This window comes from Companilactobacillus versmoldensis DSM 14857 = KCTC 3814 (assembly GCF_001434295.1).
Classification (GTDB): domain Bacteria; phylum Bacillota; class Bacilli; order Lactobacillales; family Lactobacillaceae; genus Companilactobacillus; species Companilactobacillus versmoldensis.
Map to the genome: position 1 here is coordinate 57,830 of NZ_AZFA01000003.1, position 23,055 is coordinate 80,884.

22 protein-coding genes are annotated in these 23,055 nt (G+C 37.1%); 1 reads left to right on the forward strand and 21 read right to left on the reverse strand.

Annotation, left to right across the window (positions count from 1 at the left end):
• Positions 1-5: 5 nt before the first annotated feature.
• The 8 genes from sufC to rpsO all read right to left on the reverse strand — a co-directional run bounded on the left by sufC (position 6) and on the right by rpsO (position 9,019).
• Positions 6-800, reverse strand: coding sequence for a Fe-S cluster assembly ATPase SufC (sufC, locus tag FC27_RS02650; protein ID WP_010623804.1), 795 nt, complete (start codon positions 798-800; stop codon positions 6-8).
• Between the two features lie 186 nt (positions 801-986).
• A complete protein-coding gene (gene yihA, locus FC27_RS02655; RefSeq protein ID WP_010623805.1) occupies positions 987-1,571 on the reverse strand; it encodes a ribosome biogenesis GTP-binding protein YihA/YsxC in 585 nt (194 codons plus the stop codon).
• Between the two features lie 55 nt (positions 1,572-1,626).
• Positions 1,627-2,874, reverse strand: a complete 1,248-nt coding sequence (gene clpX, locus FC27_RS02660; protein WP_010623806.1) for an ATP-dependent Clp protease ATP-binding subunit ClpX — start codon at positions 2,872-2,874, stop codon at positions 1,627-1,629.
• A 118-nt stretch (positions 2,875-2,992) separates the two neighbouring features.
• The gene (tig, locus tag FC27_RS02665; RefSeq protein WP_056938064.1) at positions 2,993-4,279 is read right to left on the reverse strand and encodes a trigger factor; all 1,287 of its coding nucleotides are present in this window, start codon (positions 4,277-4,279) and stop codon (positions 2,993-2,995) included.
• 164 nt (positions 4,280-4,443) lie between these two features.
• Positions 4,444-5,634, reverse strand: a complete 1,191-nt coding sequence (gene tuf, locus FC27_RS02670; RefSeq protein WP_010623808.1) for an elongation factor Tu — start codon at positions 5,632-5,634, stop codon at positions 4,444-4,446.
• A 201-nt stretch (positions 5,635-5,835) separates the two neighbouring features.
• Positions 5,836-6,786: a tetratricopeptide repeat protein gene (locus FC27_RS02675; protein WP_010623809.1), complete on the reverse strand. Its 951-nt coding sequence runs from the start codon at positions 6,784-6,786 to the stop codon at positions 5,836-5,838.
• 88 nt (positions 6,787-6,874) lie between these two features.
• Positions 6,875-8,575 carry a ribonuclease J gene (locus tag FC27_RS02680; RefSeq protein WP_010623810.1) on the reverse strand — a complete coding sequence of 567 codons (1,701 nt, stop codon included), beginning with the start codon at positions 8,573-8,575 and terminating at the stop codon, positions 6,875-6,877.
• 174 nt (positions 8,576-8,749) lie between these two features.
• On the reverse strand, positions 8,750-9,019 hold the full coding sequence (gene rpsO, locus FC27_RS02685; protein WP_010623811.1) for a 30S ribosomal protein S15: 270 nt from the start codon (positions 9,017-9,019) through the stop codon (positions 8,750-8,752).
• Positions 9,020-9,232: 213 nt separating this feature from the next.
• Here rpsO and rpsT point away from each other — a divergent pair, with 213 nt between their 5' ends.
• Positions 9,233-9,484: a 30S ribosomal protein S20 gene (gene rpsT / locus FC27_RS02690; protein ID WP_010623812.1), complete on the forward strand. Its 252-nt coding sequence runs from the start codon at positions 9,233-9,235 to the stop codon at positions 9,482-9,484.
• Positions 9,485-9,567: 83 nt separating this feature from the next.
• Here the strand turns inward: rpsT and holA are convergent, their stop codons facing one another.
• The 13 genes from holA to FC27_RS02755 all read right to left on the reverse strand — a co-directional run bounded on the left by holA (position 9,568) and on the right by FC27_RS02755 (position 23,035).
• Positions 9,568-10,581, reverse strand: a complete 1,014-nt coding sequence (gene holA, locus FC27_RS02695) for a DNA polymerase III subunit delta (RefSeq protein ID WP_010623813.1) — start codon at positions 10,579-10,581, stop codon at positions 9,568-9,570.
• On the reverse strand, positions 10,582-12,573 hold the full coding sequence (locus FC27_RS02700; protein ID WP_056938065.1) for a DNA internalization-related competence protein ComEC/Rec2: 1,992 nt from the start codon (positions 12,571-12,573) through the stop codon (positions 10,582-10,584).
• 254 nt (positions 12,574-12,827) lie between these two features.
• Positions 12,828-13,451, reverse strand: coding sequence for a helix-hairpin-helix domain-containing protein (locus tag FC27_RS02705; protein WP_010623817.1), 624 nt, complete (start codon positions 13,449-13,451; stop codon positions 12,828-12,830).
• A gap of 101 nt (positions 13,452-13,552) precedes the next feature.
• Entirely contained in the window at positions 13,553-14,593 is a 1,041-nt protein-coding gene (locus tag FC27_RS02710; protein WP_010623818.1) for a SepM family pheromone-processing serine protease, read from the reverse strand.
• A gap of 4 nt (positions 14,594-14,597) precedes the next feature.
• Positions 14,598-15,092, reverse strand: coding sequence for a pantetheine-phosphate adenylyltransferase (coaD, locus tag FC27_RS02715; RefSeq protein ID WP_010623819.1), 495 nt, complete (start codon positions 15,090-15,092; stop codon positions 14,598-14,600).
• Complete coding sequence (gene rsmD / locus FC27_RS02720; RefSeq protein ID WP_010623820.1) at positions 15,092-15,646, reverse strand: 16S rRNA (guanine(966)-N(2))-methyltransferase RsmD; 555 nt, start codon at positions 15,644-15,646, stop codon at positions 15,092-15,094. Before rsmD ends, coaD begins: the two co-directional genes overlap by 1 nt.
• Positions 15,647-15,916 (reverse strand): DUF2129 domain-containing protein, encoded by a 270-nt coding sequence (locus FC27_RS02725; protein WP_010623821.1) that lies wholly within the window; start codon positions 15,914-15,916, stop codon positions 15,647-15,649.
• A 4-nt stretch (positions 15,917-15,920) separates the two neighbouring features.
• Positions 15,921-17,096 (reverse strand): FtsW/RodA/SpoVE family cell cycle protein, encoded by a 1,176-nt coding sequence (locus tag FC27_RS02730; RefSeq protein ID WP_010623822.1) that lies wholly within the window; start codon positions 17,094-17,096, stop codon positions 15,921-15,923.
• A gap of 158 nt (positions 17,097-17,254) precedes the next feature.
• Positions 17,255-19,102, reverse strand: coding sequence for a translational GTPase TypA (gene typA / locus FC27_RS02735; RefSeq protein ID WP_010623823.1), 1,848 nt, complete (start codon positions 19,100-19,102; stop codon positions 17,255-17,257).
• Between the two features lie 76 nt (positions 19,103-19,178).
• A complete protein-coding gene (locus FC27_RS02740; RefSeq protein ID WP_010623824.1) occupies positions 19,179-19,955 on the reverse strand; it encodes an inositol monophosphatase family protein in 777 nt (258 codons plus the stop codon).
• The gene (locus FC27_RS02745) at positions 19,927-20,232 is read right to left on the reverse strand and encodes a UPF0223 family protein (protein WP_010623825.1); all 306 of its coding nucleotides are present in this window, start codon (positions 20,230-20,232) and stop codon (positions 19,927-19,929) included. The genes FC27_RS02740 and FC27_RS02745 overlap by 29 nt, the downstream gene beginning before the upstream one ends.
• Positions 20,233-20,304: 72 nt before the next feature.
• Positions 20,305-21,732: a dihydrolipoyl dehydrogenase gene (gene lpdA / locus FC27_RS02750; protein WP_010623826.1), complete on the reverse strand. Its 1,428-nt coding sequence runs from the start codon at positions 21,730-21,732 to the stop codon at positions 20,305-20,307.
• 7 nt (positions 21,733-21,739) lie between these two features.
• On the reverse strand, positions 21,740-23,035 hold the full coding sequence (locus FC27_RS02755; RefSeq protein ID WP_010623827.1) for a 2-oxo acid dehydrogenase subunit E2: 1,296 nt from the start codon (positions 23,033-23,035) through the stop codon (positions 21,740-21,742).
• Between the last annotated feature and the right edge of the window lie 20 nt (positions 23,036-23,055).

A 23,055-nucleotide genomic window follows, 5' to 3' on the forward strand; every position in this document is an offset into this window, starting at 1 on the left:
CCCCCTTAAATTTCATCCGTTAATTTAACATCAAGATTTAAATCATCACGTAAACCAGCATATCCCTCATCTTCAAGTTTCTTAGCCAAATCGGGACCACCACTTTTGACGATACGTCCGTCCATCATTACGTGAACTTGGTCAGGCACAATATAATTCAACAATCTTTGATAGTGAGTAATGATCAATGAACCAAAGTTATCTCCGCGCATTGAATTGACACCACGGGAAACGACTTTCAAGGCATCGATATCAAGTCCAGAATCAATTTCATCCAAAATAGCGAATTTAGGCTCGATCATCAGCAATTGCAAGATCTCATTACGCTTCTTTTCACCACCAGAAAAGCCTTCATTTAGGTAACGTTCTGACATTTCATCGGTCATATCCAGAATCTTTTGCTTTTCATCCAATTTTTTCATGAATTGCATAACTGGGATCTGGTCATCGCTTTTACGGCGTGCATTGATTGCGGCACGCATAAATTCGACGTTAGTAACTCCAGCAATCTCAGCAGGATATTGCATTGCTAAAAATAGGCCAGCTCGAGCTCTTTCATCAACAGGCATTTCCAAGATACTTTTGCCATCCAACAAAATATCTCCCTTAGTGATCTTATAAGTGGAATTACCCATAATTGCTTGTGATAGTGTTGATTTACCAGTTCCGTTAGGTCCCATAATAGCGTGGATCTCTCCGGTACTCATTTTTAAGTTAACGCCTTTTAAAATTTCTTGGCTTTCATCTGTTTCATCATCAGTAACTGAAACATGTAAGTCTTTAACCTCTAATGTAGACATGCTATTCCCTCCGTCGTAATTAATAAATACAACTTCCATTATGCGCTTTCACAGAATAAAATAACAAATCAATATTAAAAATATTCCTAAAATAAATTAATTTTATTCCTATAATGCTTTATTATTAATGAAATTATCTCTAGTCTATACCAAAAAAGCCAGAACATTAAGATGTTCTGACTTTTTTTATTTCATATGATCTTCGATCCACTGCCAAACTTCATCTTTTCCTGATTTGGTTTCGGCACTGAATAACTGTAATTGGTCGGTCTGATTGATGTTCATCGTTTTATTAACGATACTAGTCGTCTTGTTCCATTGGTTCTTTTTGACCTTATCCATTTTAGTTGCTACGACCAATGTCGGTAAATGATAATAACTAACATATTGATACATGGAGATATCATCATCACTCGGTGCATGGCGTCCATCAACTAAAATCACCACGCCCCGTAGTGGTTTTCTAGTCGTTAAATATTCTTCGATCATGACACCAAATTCTTCTCGTTGTTTCTTGGAAACTTTGGCAAATCCATATCCGGGAACATCTACTAAATACAATTGATCTTCAATATTGTAAAAATTTAATGTTTGGGTCTTTCCAGGAGTGCTCGAGGTCCGGGCAAAACTTTTACGATTGATCAAAGTATTTATCAGACTTGATTTTCCAACGTTTGACCGACCTAGCAAGGCAATCTCAGGATAGCCTTCGTCGGGATATTGCTTAGCGCTGACTGCGCTTAAGTTCATCGATACATTATTTACTTCCATATTCCACCTCAGTCAAATCATTTTATCATCTTAAGGATAATAAAAAAAGCTGCCCTTAGGCAACTTTTCCATCTTTTAGAATCAATTCTGGTTTTTTGACGCGTTTTACAGCATCTTTGGTGACTTTGATCGTATCAACATCATCGCGAGCCGGCACTTCATACATTGTATCCATCATCGTTTCTTCAACGATTGAACGCAATCCACGAGCACCAGTATTTCTTTCGATTGATAATCGAGCGATTTCTTTTAGAGCACCATCAGTGAAATCAAGTTTTACGCCATCGATATCCATTAATTCCTTATATTGTTTGACCAAGGCATTCTTAGGTTTAGTAAGAATATCAACCAAGTTTTGTTCAGTCAATTTGTCCAAGGCAGTGACGATTGGAATACGACCGATAAATTCTGGAATGATACCAAATTTCATCAAGTCTTCTGGAATGATTTGTTGCATCAAACTCTTTTGCTCATTAAGTGATTCATCTTGTTCAGCACCAAAACCAATTGTCTTATCACCAAGACGGTTCTTAACAATCGTTTCGATGCCATCAAAGGCACCACCAACGATAAATAAGATGTTAGTTGTGTCGATTTGAATCAACTCTTGTTGAGGATGTTTTCTACCACCCTGTGGTGGAACACTAGCAATTGTTCCTTCAAGGATCTTCAACAAGGCTTGTTGAACACCCTCGCCAGAAACATCACGTGTGATTGAAACATTCTCACTCTTTTTAGCAATCTTATCAATTTCGTCAATATAAACAATACCATGTTCAGCTTTTTCGACGTCAAAATCAGCATTTTGCAAAAGCTTCAACAAAATGTTCTCAACATCTTCACCAACATAGCCAGCTTCAGTTAATGTGGTTGCATCAGCAATAGCGAATGGTACTTTGAGAATTCTAGCCAAAGTTTGGGCTAAGAATGTTTTACCGGAACCGGTAGGTCCGATCAAAGCAATGTTACTTTTTTGTAATTCTGTTTCGCCATCTTTTGAATGTTCCATCTTATTAACACGTTTGTAATGATTGTATACGGCAACGGATAATGCTCTTTTTGCATTAGGTTGACCAATGACATATTCATTAAGGATCTTGTTGATCTCAACTGGTGTTGGAATGTTATCAAGATCTAATGGTGTGTCTTCTCCTAGCTCTTCATCAATGATCTCTTTACAAAGATCGATACATTCATTACAAATGTAGACGCCAGGTCCCGCCACAATTTTCTTTACTTGATCCTGAGTCTTTCCGCAGAAAGAACAACTAATTGTACCAGTAGTTTCTGTACTATCAAACATTTATTCATTCTCCTTAAGTAGTTCCAATACTTTGAAAAGCTTAGCATTGACCGCCGTGAGAGTAAAGTAATAAGCCCATAAAAAAAATAAGAAGCTTAATAGCTTCTTATTAATTACTTTATTTTTCTACAGAAGAATCAACGATTAATTCAATGGCCTTCTTAGCAGCAATATCATGAGCTAACATATCATCTGTTAATGCACCACGAACAGCTTTCTCATCCATCTTATATTCATCAGCTAATGACTTGATTTCATCTTTGATCTCATCGTCTGTTGGTTTGATTCCTTCTTTAGCAACAACTGCTTCAATAACTAAGTCAGTCTTAACACGTTCTTCGGCATCTTTAGAGAATTGCTTCTTCAAATCATCCTCTGTTGTACCTGTCATTTGATAGTACAACTTAGGATCGATACCTTGACGACGTAAGTTAGCTAAGTATTGGTTCATTTGGTTGTTAACTTCTGTGTCGATCATTGCTTGAGGGATCTCGTCGATCTTAGCATTTTTAACTGCTCCAGAAATAGCTTCTTCTTGAATGTTTTCTTCAGCTGTTTCCTTCTTTTGATCCTTGATTTCATCATGGATCTTCTTCTTCAAGTCATCTAATGTATCAACATTTTCGTCAACATCTTTGGCAAAGTCATCATCTAACTTAGGTAATTCCTTTGATTTAACTTCGTGAACTGTTGTCTTAAAGATAGCATCTTTACCAGCTAATTCTTTGGCTTGATAGTCTTCGGGGAAAGTAACCTTAACATCAACTGTTTCGTCTTTACTTGCACCTACTAAGCCATCTTCAAAGCCAGGAATGAAGCTGTTTGAGCCTAACTCAAGTGAGTAGTTTTGTGCACTACCACCATCGAATTCTTTACCATCAACAGTACCAACATAGTCGATAACTACAGTATCACCAGTTTCAACTTTACCATCTTTAAGAACTAATTCAGCCTGTTGTTTTTGTAATTCTTCAAGTCTCTTTTCAATGTCGCCCTTAAGAACATTACGTTTTTGTTTCTTAACAGCAATTCCAGTATAGTCTCCTAATTCAACATCAGGTTTAACTGTAATTGTGGCACTGATAGCCCAAGGCTTGCCCTTTTCCATTGATTCAACATTGATTTGTGGTTGATCAACAGGGTCAACTTTAGTATCGTCGATAGCTTTTTGATAAGCTTCTGGCAAGACACTATTCAAAGCGTCTTCATATAATGCTTCTTCACCATACATGCGGTTGAAGATTTGACGAGGAACTTTACCCTTACGGAAGCCAGGGACGTTCAAGTTTTTCTTTACACGATTAAAGGCTGTGTCTAAACCTTGCTTAATTGTGTCTTGGTCAATTTCAAATTTTAATTCACCAGTATTTTTTTCTTTTTTTGTAAATTTAGCCTTAGCAGACATTTTATCCCTCCGGTATTTCACGATCTCATACTTTGTAATATTACCTTAAAAAGGTGGTCTTGTAAATGTTTCGTACGATTTATTCGCGTTCTTGGGTATTTTACCATAAAAAAAAGTCGAGACCAAAGTCTCGACTTTTTAAAAAATTCCAGTTTAGTCTCAGATTAGTCCATGATGTCTGTAACAACACCAGCACCAACAGTACGTCCACCTTCACGAACAGTAAACTTAGTACCCTTTTCAATAGCAACTGGGGCAATTAAGTCAACTTCAAATGTTACTTGGTCACCAGGCATAACCATTTCTACGCCGTCTGGTAATTCGATAACACCTGTAACATCAGTTGTATGGAAGTAGAATTGAGGACGATAGTTTGAGAAGAATGGAGTATGACGTCCACCTTCTTCTTTTGTCAAGATATAAACTTCACCCTTGAACTTGTTGTGTGTTTGGATTGAACCTGGTTTAGCAAGAACTTGTCCACGTTCGATTTGATCACGGTTAATACCACGAAGAAGAACACCAACGTTATCTCCGGCTTCACCAAGATCCAATGTCTTTCTGAACATTTCAAGACCAGTTACAGTTGATTTTTCGATTTCTGGTTTCAAACCAACGATTTCAACTTCATCACCGACTTTAACTTCACCACGGTCGATACGACCAGAAGCAACAGTACCACGTCCAGTGATTGTAAATACATCTTCAACAGGCATCAAGAATGGCTTGTCGTTTTCACGACTTGGTGTTGGGATATATTCATCGATAACATCAAGAAGCTTTTCAACATTTTTGATTTGTTCTGGATCACCTTCAAGAGCTTTCAAAGCTGAACCACGGATTACAGGAATGTCATCCCCAGGGTAATCGTATTCTGAAAGTAATTCACGAACTTCCATCTCAACTAAGTCAACCAATTCAGGGTCGTCAACAAGGTCAGTCTTGTTTAAGAAGACAACGATGTAGTCAACACCAACTTGGTGAGCAAGCAAGATATGTTCACGTGTTTGTGGCATAGGACCATCAGTAGCAGCAACAACAAGGATGGCACCATCCATTTGAGCAGCACCAGTGATCATGTTCTTAACGTAGTCAGCATGTCCTGGAGCATCAATATGTGCATAGTGACGCTTTTCAGTTTCATACTCAACGTGAGCAGTATTGATTGTGATCCCACGTTCCTTTTCTTCTGGGGCCTTATCAATATCAGCGTAATCTTCAGCTTTAGCTAAACCTTTGTCAGCCAAAACCTTTGTAATTGCGGCTGTAAGTGTAGTTTTACCATGGTCAACGTGACCAATTGTCCCAATATTTACATGGGGCTTAGTTCTCTCATAATGTTCTTTTTCTGCCATTACAAAGAATCCTCCTAAAATTTCATTTCATAAGATTATCCAAAGAAAATGTTCTCTAGACGGCTCTTTACTGAAAAATTATACTACTTTCAGAGGTGAAAGCAAAGGTATTCAGCTCAAATCACCAACTAAAAATATACTCTTTGGATTATACGGGGCGTGCTTTAAATTGTAAACACCCTTTTGATAAAAACTCTTAATTTATTGCTGAAAAGAGTTGATCAACGAATCAAATCGTTTGATCCAGTTCTCAACTTTCTTGCGTTCTGAACTTTCACTTACCTGTGATTCGTCTAATAAACCATACCGCATCAGGAATACTTTTGTCCATAGGGAAGGATCCTTAATTATTTCAGAACCGAATGGATAGACCATTGCAGCATAAAGTGAAAGCTCGCTTCGCAGATTTTCAAGTTGAACTTGATTTTCAGTATCGATCAATTGTTTCTCCAACTCATCACACATCGCTAAATAAACATCAGTCGACATGATGGGTTTTAAGCGGATCGGGTTACAAGTCTTGTTCTCACCATAAAAGGAGATATTCAACTCTTCATCGATCCCCAATTTGAAAACATTCTCCAAAACTTCACTTTTAAGTAGTGGATGTAACAAAGGATTTTGAAGTAATAACTTAACACAATCTAAATAGTTTTTCTTATCAAACTCACGAAGGCTTCTGATTAACTGGATCTGATCGACCACATTCATTGTGACGATCGAACTGATTTTAGCCTTGATCTCCTTCATTTTTGGTTTAAATGAACGGATATGACGCTCCTCTGATAATTGGACCCGTGCTTTGAAGTCATCCACAAATTTTTGTTGGATCGTCGATAACTTGTTTTCTTTATAAAAATGGAGCATCTGATTGGCTAATAAATAATCATTATTTTCCACGACGATGTCCACTGCTAATTTAGCAGCATCGGGATCACTCAAATAGTAATTGAAGTAATCCAAGATCACTGCTTCAGCTTGATCAGCATCTTTTTGATTTAGTAAGGCAGCAGCCAATCCTTGATTGATCAAAAAAGTCTGCTTGATGCTGTACGCTTGTGAGTACAAATCGACAGCATCTTGCCAATTTCCCTTATCAAATGCATCATCAGCTTGATCTAATATCCTTTTTAGATTATTTGAATCGTCCATTTTTTACCTCGTTATAATAAAAAAAGCTGTGACAAAAAGTCCTAGCTTCTCTTAAATCATTCTTTACAAAGTATTGTGCTGATTATACTTATTTACTTTTTGATTTACGATGTCTGTTTTGATTAACTTCCATAATAACAGGCAAAATCACTGGGTGACGATTTGTTTGTTCATATAAGAAATGATTTAGTTTCTCACGAACGCCCTGTTTCAAGTCTGACCAGTCAAAATCCTTACTATTTTGCAAGTAATCGGTAATTTCCTTAACGATCAAGTCTGAACTCTCGCTAAGCAAATCACGACTGGTTCTCATATAAACGAAACCACGTGCAGTGATCTTTGGCTTAGCAACAACTTTTTTCTTTTTCCTGTCAATCGTGGCAACAGCAATGAAAACACCATCATCAGCCAATAGTTCACGATCACGTAAAACGATACTACCAATATCACCAACACCGATACCATCGATCATCGTATCTCCAGCATCGATTCCTTTACCGATATAGAATTGACCATTTTCATAATTCAAAACATCGCCTTTTTTAGTTAGGAAAATGTTTTGATAAGGAATACCTGTTTCGTGGGCGATCCTAGCATGTGAATCGAGTAAACGATATTCACCTTGAACTGGGATAACGTTAGCTGGTTTCAACAGATTTATCATCAATTGAAGATCAGTCTTATTAGCGTTACCTGAAGGGTGCATATCATCCCCTAATGCCTTGACCTCAGCATCGGTCCGGTAGATCATATCTCTTGTCTTGGCAAAAGTCGTATCTAGAGAGTGTGACGGCGTCGTAGCAATAAAGACTAAATCACCTTTTTCAATATTAAATTTAGTTTTTGCGGATGGATTTGCCATCTTTTGCAGCAACTTAATGGGCTCACCCATTTTACCTGTTTCGATCACAACTAAATCTTTTTGATCGATTTTTGACAATTCTTTGTTAGTAACGAGTAGTTCTTTATTTTTGATTTCCAAATACCAGAGCTTCATTGCTGTTTTAAGAATCTTCTCAGCATCCATGCCAGATAAATAAACTCGTCGATGTGTTTTATCAGCTGCATCAAGGATCTGTTGCATCCGTTGAATATTTGATGCTACTTGAGCAACGATGATTCGACCCTCATGATAGCTGAATGTATCGAGGATATAATCATAAATATCAGTTTCGTTAGAATTTTCATATGGTGATTCAGCATTAGCGGAGTCACTCAATAAAGCAATAACGTTTTCGTTACCAATCTGAGCAATGCGACCTAAATCAGTCTTGTACAATGGTAAGGCAGCCTGATCAAACTTGAAATCACCTGTGTAGACAATCTCGCCTTCTTGAGTCTTGATGACTGTACCTAATGAATCAGGAACTGAGTGAGTCGTCTTGAAGAAGGATACTGTTGCTTCAGCAAAATCAATTGCTGTCTTCTCATCGATTACATGGAAATTATTAAATTTCTTGCTTCGAGGATCATTTGAACAGACAATCTTAGCAAGTTCAATTGTCATTTTGGCACCGAAGACTGGGATATCGTAATCGCCAACCAAATAAGGAAGTGCACCAATAGCATCAGCATGTCCATGGGACAAGAAGATACCAACGACTTTATGGATATTTTCTTTAATATAAGTCATATCAGGAACAACAACATCGATCCCATATAAATCGTTATCTGGATATTGTAATCCAATATCTAAAATATAAATTTCATCATTTACTTCAACAGCGTACATATTTTTTCCAGTCTCACGTACGCCACTTAGAATCATAATTTTAATTTTTTGACTCATTTTTTCATCTCTCATTTCATAAAAATAGCATAGATCACAAAATTATTTTGCGCTTTTTTAAGTCCATTTAGACTACTTGAGCTATACCTGAGTAATATTCTAGCACATTGTGAAGTACAATAAAAACATAATAAAAAAGGAGACCCGCAGGGTCTCCTTTTGATAACAATTTTATTAACGACGTAAACCTAATGACTTAATCAATTCACGGTAACGTTGAACATCCTTGTTTCTCAAGTATGATAACAAGTTACGACGGTGACCAATCTTCTTAAGCAAACCAACATATGAATGGTGGTCTTTCTTGTTTGTCTTCAAGTGAGCGTTCAATGCGTTGATGTCATAAGTTAAAACAGCAACTTGAACTTCTGGAGAACCTGTGTCTCCTTCTTTACGTGCATATTGTTTAATAACTTCGTTCTTTTTTTCTTTTGAAATAGCCATGCTTTTTCACCTTTTCCTATATTATTTAGCCATACTATGCAAAACGTTGGTGACTCGTTTAACAGAGTGATGGTTAACACAGATATAAACATTACTATATTTAGCAACTTTTTTCAAGGATAGTTTTTTTGAACTATTCATTGCATTGCGTGCTGACCTTAGGTATAATACACGTATTGTGTTTATAACAAAAGGTAATCGGAGGTGAAATAAATGCCACAAATTAAATCAGCTATCAAACGTGTAAAGACTGCCGAAAAAGCTAACCTTCGCAACAACGCACAAAGAAGTGCTATGCGTTCTGCAATCAAGAACTTCGAAACAGTTGTTGCAAACAATGGTGACAATAAAGAAGACTTATACAGAACAGCTGCCCGTGCAATTGATATGGCTAAATCAAAAGGATTGATTAAAGCTAATAAGGCTGCACGTGACAAGTCACGTCTTTCAAAACAAGCAAACTAATAAATTTGTAAGCAGCATATTTGTTGCTTATTTTTTTTACCCTCAAAAGGGCCAATCATAATGATTGGCCCTTTTTGAATGCTTTAGGCAAATTTGGCAATAAAAAGGTCGAACAATAATTCTTTATCACCTTGTCCAGACTTAACTTGATAATCCAGCTCTACTATTTGATGAAACATATTGACTAATTGACTGATCTTCAATTTTCTGGATTGTTGTAAAGACATTTTGACTCGATAAGGGTGTATCCGCAATTGCTTAGCTATTGTAGACTCACTCAGACCCTTCTGACTCAATATTTTGGTTTGAATCAACGATCGTAATTGAGATGTGAAAATAGCTGTCAATAAAATTGGATCGATCTTCTGTAAAAGAAATTGACGGTATAATTCTTCTGCTTGAGTGATATTTTTCTGCAGGATCTGATTCATTAGGTCAAAGACGTTATCATCTAGACTTTGTGGAACCAACTGATCAACTGCCGCTTGGTCAATTGTCTTCGTCCGTAAAGCATATAATTTCAGCTTATTGAGTTGATTAAGCGCATCCGAATAACTGCCTTTTGTTTTAGAGATCAAGAGATCTAGCGCCTGAGGTTCAATTTTGAAGTTCTCAGTTGCCAATTGACTTTGAAGAGTCTTTGCAAGTAAATGATTATCCAACTTACCTGCTTCAACATTCACGGCGTTTTTCTTCAATTGCTTATTGATTTTTTTTCTAGCATCTAATTTTTCATAATTAGCAAAAATGACTAGTACAGTCGAGGGTGCAGGATGCTGAATGTACTTGATCAAAACATCTGGGTCCTGGTCAACTGTATGTCGTTTTTTCTCAGCCGTCATAAAATAAGGATTGTCAGCAAAGACTAATCGACGTTCACCAAAAAACGGTGCAGAGATGGCTTCACCTACTAAATCAGCTAGAGGAACATCCTCTAAATCAAAGCTAGAGAAATTCATTTCTGCTTCCTCTGGAGTCAATAAATGCTTGAAAGCCGTTTGAATCTGACTAATGAAGGCAGACTCTTGTCCAGTCAAATAATATACTGGTTCGATCTGCCCCTTTTTTAGTTGTTGCTTTAGTTCAGTTAATTTCATTTAATTCTTCCTCAAAAACGTTGTTAGGCGCTCATGGCCAAATGGATAATAATACCAAGTAATCATACCACAATCGGCCGTGTTCAAGCTTTTGATTTGATGCTCCTTCAAACGTGATAAAGTCTCTTTATTAGGATGGCCGTATCGATTATGGCGTCCCGCAGAAATAAACGCTATTTGAGGCCTGGTTTGATCAAGTAATTTATCCCCACTGGCAGTTTTAGACCCATGATGTCCGGCTTTTAAATAATCTATTTTAAAAGCACCTAATTCTAAAATCTTGTTTTTATTTTCTATATCGAGATCACCAGTAAACAACCATTTTTTAGTTCCTTGCTCGGATAACAGTGTCAAAGAATCACCGTTCTCACCAATACTTTTCTTGTTAGGCCACAAAACCTGCCAATTGCTACGTCCGATTTGAAAATCATCGCCCCTTTTTCGTTTTTGGAAAATAATTTGAGGATGCTTGTCGATAGTATCTTTTATCCTTTTATTTTGCTCTAAACCGATCCCAAAATTGACTCGTTGGACTGGGAAACTATCCAATAAAGTTGTTAAATTGCCAATATGGTCGACATCTTTATGTGATAGAAAAACTTCATCGATTTTTTTTATACCTCGATAATGCAAGTAAGGAATCGTTGACTGTTTAACTTGATCATTGGTAATCCTTTTTTGCCAAGGCTTTTGGGGGAAACCCAATTTACCTGCTGTATCGATTAAGATTATTTTGCGAAACCCCGGCGTAGTAACCAAAATACTATCACCTTGGCCAACATCAATAATTGAAACACTGCCAAATATAGGGATTTTGATATAAATGACTGTCGATATAAACAGAAGGCAAAAATATTTTAATGGTCGGCGCCAAATTCTTTCCTGATTAAGCTGCAATAAAGCTAGGATCAATAACACCAGCACTATGACAATGGGAAATTGACCAATCACAAGATTCAATTCTGATAATTGGGATAATCGATCCATCAGTGAATACATGTACGAGAAAATATCATTAAAAACATTCCAGATTGATAAAAAACTTGGGAAGATGGCTGCCAGAATGGTGGTTGGCAAAATCAAATACATGAATATCGGGACAAAAACAATATTCATCAATAAAATTAGTAGATTAAATTGATAAGTATAGAAACAAATAATGGGCAGACTAACAAGATTCATTTTTAAAGTCGACTCAAAAATACTTTTAGCTGTCAAATATAATAGTGATCCTGCCAGAACAAAGCTCAACTGACCGCCCATCTCAATTAGAGCAAACGGATCAATCCATAAACAAATCAACACAGTTAAAGCAAATATATCTAATTTTGAAGATTTAAGCGAAAATTTTTTCAAAATAATCGTCACGATCGATAAAACCACTGCACGACAGATACCTGTTTTTAAACCTACAAAGATCGCAAATATCGGCAATATCAATAATAAGATCCAGTCGATGAACTCAATCGTGATATGAAGTGCCGAAGTAATTTTTTTTAAAATCGTAATCAATAAAAGTACGTGCAGTCCTGACAAGCTGAACAGATGAATGATCCCTAAAACACTCAATGTTTGCAAAACACCGTTATCATTTGGACCACTGTACCCTACCAGTAAGCTTTGCGTGTGTATTCGAAGCCATTTCGGCAGTTGCTGCAAATAATTAATGAAACTGATCCGAACCTGATAGATCCATCCCGTCAAATCATGAGGCTCAGCAATCCGTAAATTAGTTATCTTGTCGATTTCGACTGTTTGAAATACATGATGATGATTAGAATATCTCTTAAAATCAAATTCTCCGGGATTCCTTGCTCCATCAATTTCTTTTATCGTTTTGATTTTTATAACCGCAGACTGAACCGTTTTATCACTTTGCCACCGACTTTTTTCAAAGGGAGTTTTCAGCCAGTAGAAAAATTGTGCTTTATTACGTCCATTATCAATTTGGCCACTCAGCAAGTCACCATTGACTTTTAATTTATCAGGCAAAAATTTAACTTGCTGTGTTTGATTCTCATGGCCGAAATTTTGATAGTGAATAATTTTTTAATTGACGACCACAAAATATCCGCCAAAAATCAGCAAAAATAATACTGTGACGATCATAATAGGTGTTTTTTTCAAACAAACTATCCTGACCATCAATAAAAGAAGGATTATTGCTGAGATCCATTTAACATCAGTAAAAAACCAAGTTGAAAGAACTGTTACCGACAAAGCTGGAAAAATCCAAAAATTTTTCACTAGACTGTTAAAGAATCCTTCAATGATTCAATCGATTTATCACCGAATCCACCGACCTTTTTCAAATCTTCTATTTTGGAAAAATTACCATTTTTTTGTCGATAATTGAAAATTTTTTCGGCTTTTTTAGGACCGATTCCATGAACATTCTTGAAATCATCAGGAGTGGCTGAATTTAAATTGACCTTTTGTTCACTGCCTCCAGTGCTAGATGACGTCTGCGATGCTGTTGCTGTTGGAGGAGTCTCTCCTTTTTCAGGAACAAAAATTTTCATTGAATCAGTTATTTTTTGAGCCTGGTTCAATTGATGAATATCTGCGCCTTGACTAAGACCACCAGCCATTTGGATTGCATCTTGGACGATCGAACCATTAGACAAACGATATACTCCAGGTTTATTGACTGCTCCTGATATGTCAATAACTAAAATTTTATTTCCTTTTTGCGAAGATTTTATCTTACTGTCCTTTTCCGATGTAACTTGATTCACCTTAGATACCATTGGTTCAGATGGTTTAGTTGGTTGCTCCATTTGATGAACTACAAAATAACCAACTACCAAAATGCTAAGAACTCCTATAATGATTTTATTCTCTTTGATTACCTCTATTACTTTATCCATTTCATCACCTCAAAACTAAATTACGCAAAAAATTGAGATGATTGCAAAAAAAGCTCCAGTTGAATTTTCAACTGGAGCTTAAATTATTTTATGTAATAAAGTTATTTTTTCAAATAACTAATAGCATCATTCAAATTCTTAACTGGCACGATCTTCATATTAGTATGAATTTTTTTAGCAGCTTGTTTAGCTAAATGATAGTTATTAACGTAATCAGGATCATATTTCTTGATTTCCTTAGTTACTGGATCATTGGGTGCAAAGAAAATCATAGCCCCTTCAGCTGAAGCAGCATAAACCTTCTTGTCGATCCCTCCGATTGGTCCAACTGTGCCATCAGGAATGATAGTACCGGTACCGGCGACTATTCGACCTTTTTTAAGATTTTGATGACTGATCTGTGAATATACTTGTAAGGTGAACATCAGTCCAGCCGATGGACCGCCAATTTCACCAGCATTGATCGAGGTCGGCGGATCACCTTTCGCCACCGAATCATCGGTCAACGTTATACCTAATCCATATCGCTTAGTTTGGGCCAATTTAACTAAGCTACCGCTAGTAGTCTTAGTCTTACCATCACGAACGAATTGAATTGAAACATGGGAATTTTTATTTTGTTTTCTTACATAGTTAATAAATTGCGTGGAACTCTTGAATTTATAACCATTAATCGAATTGATAGTGTCACCGATTTTCAATTTGTTTTTGAAATCAGAGTTTTTGGTGACATCCATGATATAAACACCCTTATAGACCTTCTTAAAAGGTTTGTGGGTCTTACTGTATGCTGCTTGGATGGCATTATTGGTAGCTGATTTCATATAATATTGCTGAACTTGGAAATACTGTTGACTATCTTCATCCCCCATTAATGCTTGTTGAGGTGTGACCGTCTCAAAATCATTCCCTAAAGCTCTAATCAAAAAATATGGTGTTGCCTTAGTTAATCCAACTGTCGTTAACAATAAATCACCTTTTGATTTATCATGTTTACCATCAACTTTGACGTATTGCGAAGTCGACTCCGCACTGCCAGGGACTTCGATATAATAATTGGTTGGAAAATAGAAGAATAATACAACCAAAACAACTATAAAAATTCCACCGAGTATCTTATTCCGAGATTTATTAAATTTCAACTTGTTAGTTTCCCTTCTGTACTCGTTTAGTTAACTCCACTGCTACGTGCTGAGAAACAAATTTAGTGATATCACCATTAAACTTAGCAACTTCCTTGATCATCGAAGAAGAAATAGTACTGTATTTGCTGTCAGAAATGAAAAATATCGTTTCGATATCATCATCAATTGCACGATTTATCGAAGAAACACCAGATTCATAGCCAAAGTCATCAGCATTACGCATCGACCGAACCAAAAAGTGAGCACCCTGCTCTTTGGCTAAGACAGTCGTCAATTTATCTTCACCATCAATAACGACCACATTATCCAAATCAGCGGTTTCTTCCTCGATAAATTGCTTCTTTTCTTCATAAGTAAACAAATATTTTTTTGATGTATTAGTCATCGGAGCAACTACAAGCTTGTCAAATAGTTTTGCTGCTCGTCTGATAATATCAACATGACCATTTGTGATTGGATCAAAGCTACCCGCATAGAGTCCAATTCTTTGAGACATTAGTTACCTCCAAATTTATACAAAACGACCTTTGTATCTTTATAATCTTTTTTTCTTAACAATTCCACACTTCCAAGACCGACCAAATCTACATCGTAGTCAGTTTCATCAACAATAATTGCATTATCAGCCAATAAATTATTGTCGATCATTGTTTTGATCAAATCCTCGGTGATCTTCATCCGATATGGTGGATCCAAAAATACCAAATCAAATTTAAGAGACTGTTCAGAAAAGGAGAGCAAAGCATCATTAGCAGATCTTTTCATGATGCTGAATTGCTCCGCATGTCTAGTTTTTTCAACATTTTCGGAAATAACGTTGATTGCCTTATAGGCCTTATCTACTAAATAAGCCTTCTCATACCCTCTTGAAACTGCTTCTATACCTAAAGAACCAGTCCCAGCAAATAGGTCCAGGGCAATCCCTTGTTTAAAGTAAGGAGTTATCATGCTGAACATGGCCTCCTTTACTTTACCGGAGGTTGGCCGAGTATTTTTACCGGGAACTGGTTTTAAGTTTAAACCGCGAAACGAACCTGAAATTACCTTCATTTATTCTTCTCTCTCAGAATTTTTTTCGGGGATCTTCATGGCAAAGTGTTCATCTAACTCTTTTCGGTGTGCCATGGAGATCCGTTTAACATATTTTTTTGTTTTCAATTCACTTTTTACTTTAGCTACACGATCGGAATTGATGTACATTATGACATATTTCATTTTTGGTGATGAATAATAAATTGTTCCAAATCTTTGTAGTTTACGTTTCCATTTCATCGAATACAACCAGACATAAATAGCCTGGCGTTCAGTTTTTTCAAACATTGAATCACCTTAACTTTTTACTTTGAAACTTTTCAGTAGCTTCCAGATTTAATGCGATCCCTAAAGCGACCGATAAAATCATCATACTGGAACCACCATAACTAATAAACGGTAAAGTAACACCGGTCAAGGGAATAAACCCTAACAATCCACCAACATTTAAGAAAATTTGTGTGAAGAAGATTGTTGCTATTCCATATAAAACTAATGATGTGTATGTATTCTTTGTGCGTAATCCCACCAATAGAAGTCGGAAAATAATCAAAGCTAGCAATCCTAGGACCACTAAAACACCTATGACACCCAATTCCTCACTAATAATTGCCAAAATAAAATCAGTATGTGGTTCTGGTAGGTAACCTCTTTTTTGAATACTGTTACCTAACCCAACACCAAAGATACCACCGTTACTTATTGCGTAAAAGGAATTGACCAGCTGTGCACCAGCCTTTTGTTCCAATTGGAACGGATGCAGCATGGCCATGATCCGTTGATACTTATAACCGCTGATCAAAAATGACGGTTTAAATATTAAAACCACACTCATAAATACTACCCCTGCTGCCACGATACTGCCATCGAGAATAGAAATGATTTTCGTGGGAATCGATGATGCGGAGATCATTACCAAGGTGATGATTCCTAAAATGAACGCACCACCAAAATCAGGTTGAATTCCAACCAATAAAATAATCACCAACAGAAAAGCAATTTGACGCCAGTTATCACCGATAATATGGCCAAATTTTGCATCAGTTAAACGTTGCTCCTTATTGGACAATACTAAGGCCAGATATAGTACAAAAACTAACTTAGCTAACTCTAAAGGCTGAAAATTTATCGGTCCTAACGTCAGCCAAGCTGAAGCACCATTAACACGGCTACTTGGATTAACTACTCCCATGATAAGCAGAACTATCAATGATATCAAAGTAATTAATCCTAAGACTGACAAAATCCCGCGGCTTTTCAAGATACTGAGCCTCAAGGAAAAAACTATATAGCAAAGAATCAGTCCCAGAACAACATAAAAAGCCTGTTTAACTAAATATTGGGTGGTGCTTCCGCCATTTACCATATTATTATAAAAGCTTGCTGAATAGACCATAACTACTCCGATCCCCAGCAAGATGAGATACGGGATAACGATCCACAGGTCAATAAATTTTAATTTTTTCACATTCAAACTCCCGAAATCTAATAATAAGATTATACCACCAATCAAATTATCGTTACTACCATCAATAGTTTATCAAATATAATATTCAAAAAAAATGAGTACCTCATTTTTATGAGATACTCATTCATTTTAACCTAACATTAGTAGCTTAACTTAAATTAAGCCTTTTTTGACATTTTACGTTGCTTGTCATACTTTTTACGTTCATTTGTATCAAGAATCTTCTTACGAAGTCTAACAGTCTTAGGTGTTACTTCACAAAGTTCATCTTCGTTCAAGAATTCAATTGATTGTTCAAGTGACATATCTTTTGGAGTCTTGATAGCGGCAGCATGATCTTTACCAGAAGCACGAGTATTTGTAAGGTTCTTACCTTTAGTAACAGTAACCGCGATATCTTGGTCACGATTACTTTCACCAACGACCATACCTTCGTATACATCAACACCAGCACCGATAAATAATGTTCCACGATCTTCAACTGATTGCAAACTATATGTAGTAGATGGACCTTGGTTGATTGAAACTAAAGCACCAGTTCTTCTACCTGGTTCCCAATTCTTAACAACTGGCTTGTATTCAGCAAATGTGTGGTTCATGATTCCATAACCACCAGTCATTGAAAGGAACTCTGTTGAATAACCGATCAAACCACGTGATGGGGCTGAGAATACCAAACGAGTTTGGCCATTTCCAGTACTTTCCATGTTAGCCATGTCACCTTTTCTTTGTGACATTGAATCAATCACGGAACCAACGTATTCGTCAGGTGTATCGATTGTAACTTCCTCAAATGGCTCGCTGTTGACACCATCGATATTCTTGTAGATAACTTCTGGACGTGAAAGTTGCAATTCAAATCCTTCACGACGCATTTCTTCAACAAGGATCGAAAGATGAAGTTCACCACGACCTGAAACCATCCATGTACCAGCTGTACCAGTATCTTCAACCTTAAGAGAAACATCAGTATGAAGTTGTCTTCTCAAACGATCGTCGATCTTTCTAGCTGTAACTTCTGTACCTTCACGACCAGCAAATGGAGAGTCGTTTTGCAGGAACATCATTTGTAGTGTTGGTTCATCAATTCTCAATAATGGCAAAGCTTCTTGGTGGTCAACTGGCGTAACAGTTTCACCAACATAAATATCTTCCATACCAGAAACAGCAATTAGGTCTCCGGCTTTAGCTTCAGTGATATCTACTCGATCCAAGCCCATGAAACCAAATAACTTAGTAACTCGGAAGTTCTTCGTCGAACCGTCCAACTTCATAACTGTAACGGAGTCACCAACTTTAATCTTACCTCTGAAGACACGTCCAATACCAATACGACCAACGTAGTCGTTGTAGTCTAGTAAGGCAACTTGGAATTGTAATGGTTCGTCTGAATTGTCAACAGGAGCTGGAATAGTCTTGATGATAGTATCAAACAATGGAACCATTGTGTGTTCTTGATCTGCAGGATCTGATGAATAACTTGATGTTCCATTGATAGCTGAAGCATAAACAACAGGGAATTCAAGTTGGTCATCGTTAGCACCTAATTCGATAAACAATTCAAGAACTTCATCCACAACTTCTTCTGGACGAGCACCTGGACGGTCGATCTTATTAATAACAACGATTGGTGTCAAATGTTGTTCAAGAGCTTTTTTAAGAACGAAACGTGTTTGTGGCATTGTTCCTTCATAAGCATCAACAACTAGCAATACACCATCAACCATTTTCATGATACGTTCAACTTCACCACCGAAATCGGCGTGTCCTGGTGTATCCAAAATATTAATCTTTTTGTCCTTATAATCAACCGCTGTATTTTTGGAAAGGATTGTGATACCACGTTCTCTTTCAATTGCGTTTGAATCCAAGGCACGATCTTGGATTTGATAATGTTCCCCTAATGTATCTGATTGTTTTAACATTTCGTTAACTAAAGTAGTCTTACCGTGGTCAACGTGGGCGATAATAGCAATATTTCTAATATCTTCTCTTCTTTTAGTCAAATTACTTCTTCCTTCCATATAACAGTGATTGAATAACTTGCAATAAAAAAACTGTGATTGTAACTCACAGTTTAAGCTAAATTTTAACTGTCTTGAGTACTTCTGAAACTGCTTTCTTTGTACCAGCTATTACGACTTGTGATTGTAGCATATCAACGGGCTTCTCGTCAACTCTTGCAACGCTCAAACCCAAGCTCTCACAAAGAACTCGACCAGCTGCTAAGTCCCATGGTTTCAAGTATGACATGTAAATAATTTCTTTTCCAGTCAATAAGTGTTCAAAAACTATTCCTGCACAACCAAAAATCCGAATACCACTACTCTTACCAACCACATCTTGGGTATTCAAATAATTTTTCAGTACCATCGGTCCACTGATGACCACTAGGCCTTCTTTTAATTCCTGATTGATTGGCTCAGACAATCGTTGATCATTTTCAAAGACACCTAGCTCTGGGCCACCATGGTAAATCTTATCTTGCATGACATTGATGATAGCTCCTACAAATGGCTCACCATCTAAATATACTCCGACCATCGAAGCAAAGCTATCATGACATTTAACGAAATTCATCGTTCCGTCAATTGGATCAACAAAGAAGACCAAGCCAGACATCGACTTGATATCGTCACCAAAACCTTCCTCACTTACAACGGAGGAATCTGGATAGTGTTCTTTAATTATTTCAACAATCCCCTTCTCAGTTGATTTATCAAAATTTGTCACTAAATCATTGGGACCAGACTTAGTGTTAACATTCTTGTTCATTTTAACTTCTTTTACTAGTTTGCTAACTACATCATGAAGTAGTCCAACCAGAAAATTATCTATTTCTTGACTTTTTTCTTTCATTATGAAGCCTGACTTTCTCGTTACTTGGTGTGGAGCGACTTTGTTTAAAAGCTTGATAAATTGAATAACCGGATTCTTCCTCAAATTGACGATCAAGTTGCTTTTGTTCCATTTTCATTGGCACAACGCGGCAAAATTGACGATATTTATCCATAAAAGTATCTTTTTTTATTCCAGTTTCATATACGGCCTCAACTGCATTATATAAAGCAATTACATCAACAATATCTTGCTCAGACCATTCACTGTCAAGCGGGTAACTATAATTCGGTCTCATGTCGATCTCCTCCATCCCTTACCTCTTTACTATACAAAAAAAGCGATGCAATTGCATCGCTTTTAATAAACTTTAAATATGTGTAGGATAACCAATCAAGATATCAGCAGCTTCTTGAACTGGTTCGCCAAGTGTTGGATGTGGATGAATTGTTAATGCAACATCTTCTGCATTTAATTGACAATTGATTGCCAAACTCAATTCAGAAACTAATTCACTTGCACCAGGTCCAACGATTTGACCACCAATCAAAGTACCAGTCTTCTTGTCGGCAACTAATCTAACAAATCCTTCAGCTTCGTCTAAGGAAACCGCACGTGCATTACCAGCAAATGGGAATTTGGCAACATTTGTATCAATTCCCTTATCATTTGCTTGTTCCTTTGTTAAGCCAACACTGGCCAACTCTGGATCAGTAAAGCAGACAGCTGGAACTCCAATAAAGTCATTAGCTGTGTTCTTACCTGAAATTGCACCAGCAGCAACTTTAGCTTCAAAGAAGGCCTTATGAGCTAGAGCAGGTCCAGCAACGATATCACCAACGGCATAAATGTTATCAACAGAAGTACGGCCTTGTTCATCAACCTCGATCAATCCATGATCATCAGTTTTAACATCTGTCATTTCCAAACCAAAATTGTCTGTATTTGGACGTCTACCAACTGTAACCATGCAATAATCAGCTTTAACTGTATCAGCTTTACCGTCGACTTCATAAGTAACAGTAACGTCATTGTCAGTTTCTTCGGCTTTTTTAGCCATGGCATTTGTGATGATTGTTACACCTTTAGCTTCCAAACTCTTCTTAACGATTGAAACCATATCCTTTTCAAAGTTAGGAATAATTTGTCCAGTACCTTCAAGAATTGTTACGTGAGCACCCAAATCAGCATATGCACCAGCTAATTCTGATCCAACATAACCACCGCCGATAACGACGAATTCCTTAGGGATTTCTGGTAAATTCAAACCACCAGTAGAATCGATGATACGTTTACCAAATTTGAAACCACGGATCTCAACAGGACGGCTTCCTGTGGCTAAAATCAAATTCTTGAATTTGATAGTTTGGCCGCCACCATTGTCCATAAATTGACGTGGGCCACTTGGCATGACTCTTAATTGAGTATTGCTATCAAGATAAGCTTCACCATTGATCAATTCAACCTTGTGTTTCTTAAGTAACATTTGAACACCATTAGTCATACGATCAACGACTTTTGTTTGCTTCCATTCTTGAGTCTTAGCAAAGTCAATTTCTGCACCAGTAGTTGTAATACCATAAACCGATGAATCACGGTCTTGCTTTAATCTATTACCTGCAGCGATCAATGCCTTAGAAGGAACACATCCAACATTTAGACATACACCACCAACGGTATCAGATTTTTCGATCACAGCAACGCTTTGACCGTATTCAGATGCACGGATGGCAGCAACATATCCACCAGGACCTGAACCAATAATAACTGTATCTTTTTCAATCACATTTTCTGCCATTTTTAAACTAACCCTCCATTAATAACATATCTGGATCATGTAGAAGCTTATTCAATAGATTCAATGCATTCTGTGCCAAAGCACCATCAATCAATCTGTGATCATAACTTAATGATAGCTTGAGCATCTTACCTACTTGAATATTGCCATCGTCATCGACATATGGTTCATTTGCAATTTTACCGACACCTAAGATAGCAACTTCTGGTTGATTGATAACTGGTGTAAACCAGCCACCACCAATTGAGCCAACATTACTGATAGTAATTGATCCGCCGGACATCTTGTCCATGCTTAATTTATTGTCATAGGCAGCTTGCGAATTTTCAGTGATCTCTTTAGCAATTTCAAACATACCCTTTGAATCAGCGTTCTTAATATTTGGAACGTATAGACCATGGTCGGTATTAGTTGCGATACCAACATTAAAGTAATGCTTGTAAACAATTTCATCAGTTGTATTATCAATTGATGCATTGAATTCAGGATATGCTTTCATAACAGCAACTAAAGCTTTGACAATGTATGGTAAGAATGTCAAATGGATATCTTGATCGGCAGCCATTTGCTTATATTTCTTACGATTTGCCATCAATGCTGAAACTTCCACGTCATCGAAACTTGTAACATGTGGTGCAATATCTTTACTGCTACGCATAGCTTTAGCAATGACTTTTCTAGTCATAGACATCTTTTCACGTGTTTCAAGTTCAGGTGTTTCTGATTTGTATGGTTTAACTGGTTCGGCTGTTGTAGTCTTTGCAGTCGATGCATCAGCTGAAGCTCCTTCAGCTGATGTGGCACCACTTTGAGCACCGTCAACATCGGCCTTTGTGATTTGACCGTGTTTCCCAGATGGAGAAACGGTTGAAAGGTCTACGCCTTTATCACGTGCATATTGACGAACTGATGGCATTGCCAAATAGTTCTTATCGGCAGAACCAGTTGCAGCTGCAGGTGCTGCAGTCTTGTCAGCAGTGTCTTCTGCTGGAGCTTCTTCCTTATTATCTTCAGATGCTGAATCATCTTTAGCAGCTGGAGCGTCATCATCAGGAGTATCTGGTGATCCATCGTCAATCACGATCAAAGTGTCACCCACTTCAACAGTATCTCCTTCTTGTGCTACAAGCTGTTTAACAGTACCGGATACAGGAGAAGGTAGTTCCTCAACTGATTTATCATTTTGGATTTCAACTAAAGAATCATCTTCTTTAACTTGATCTCCTTCTTTAACAAGCCAGCTAGCAACTTCACCTTCGGCCATTCCTTCACCTAATTCAGGTAATTTAAATTTAAAGGCCATGTTTAGAACCCTTCCCTTCT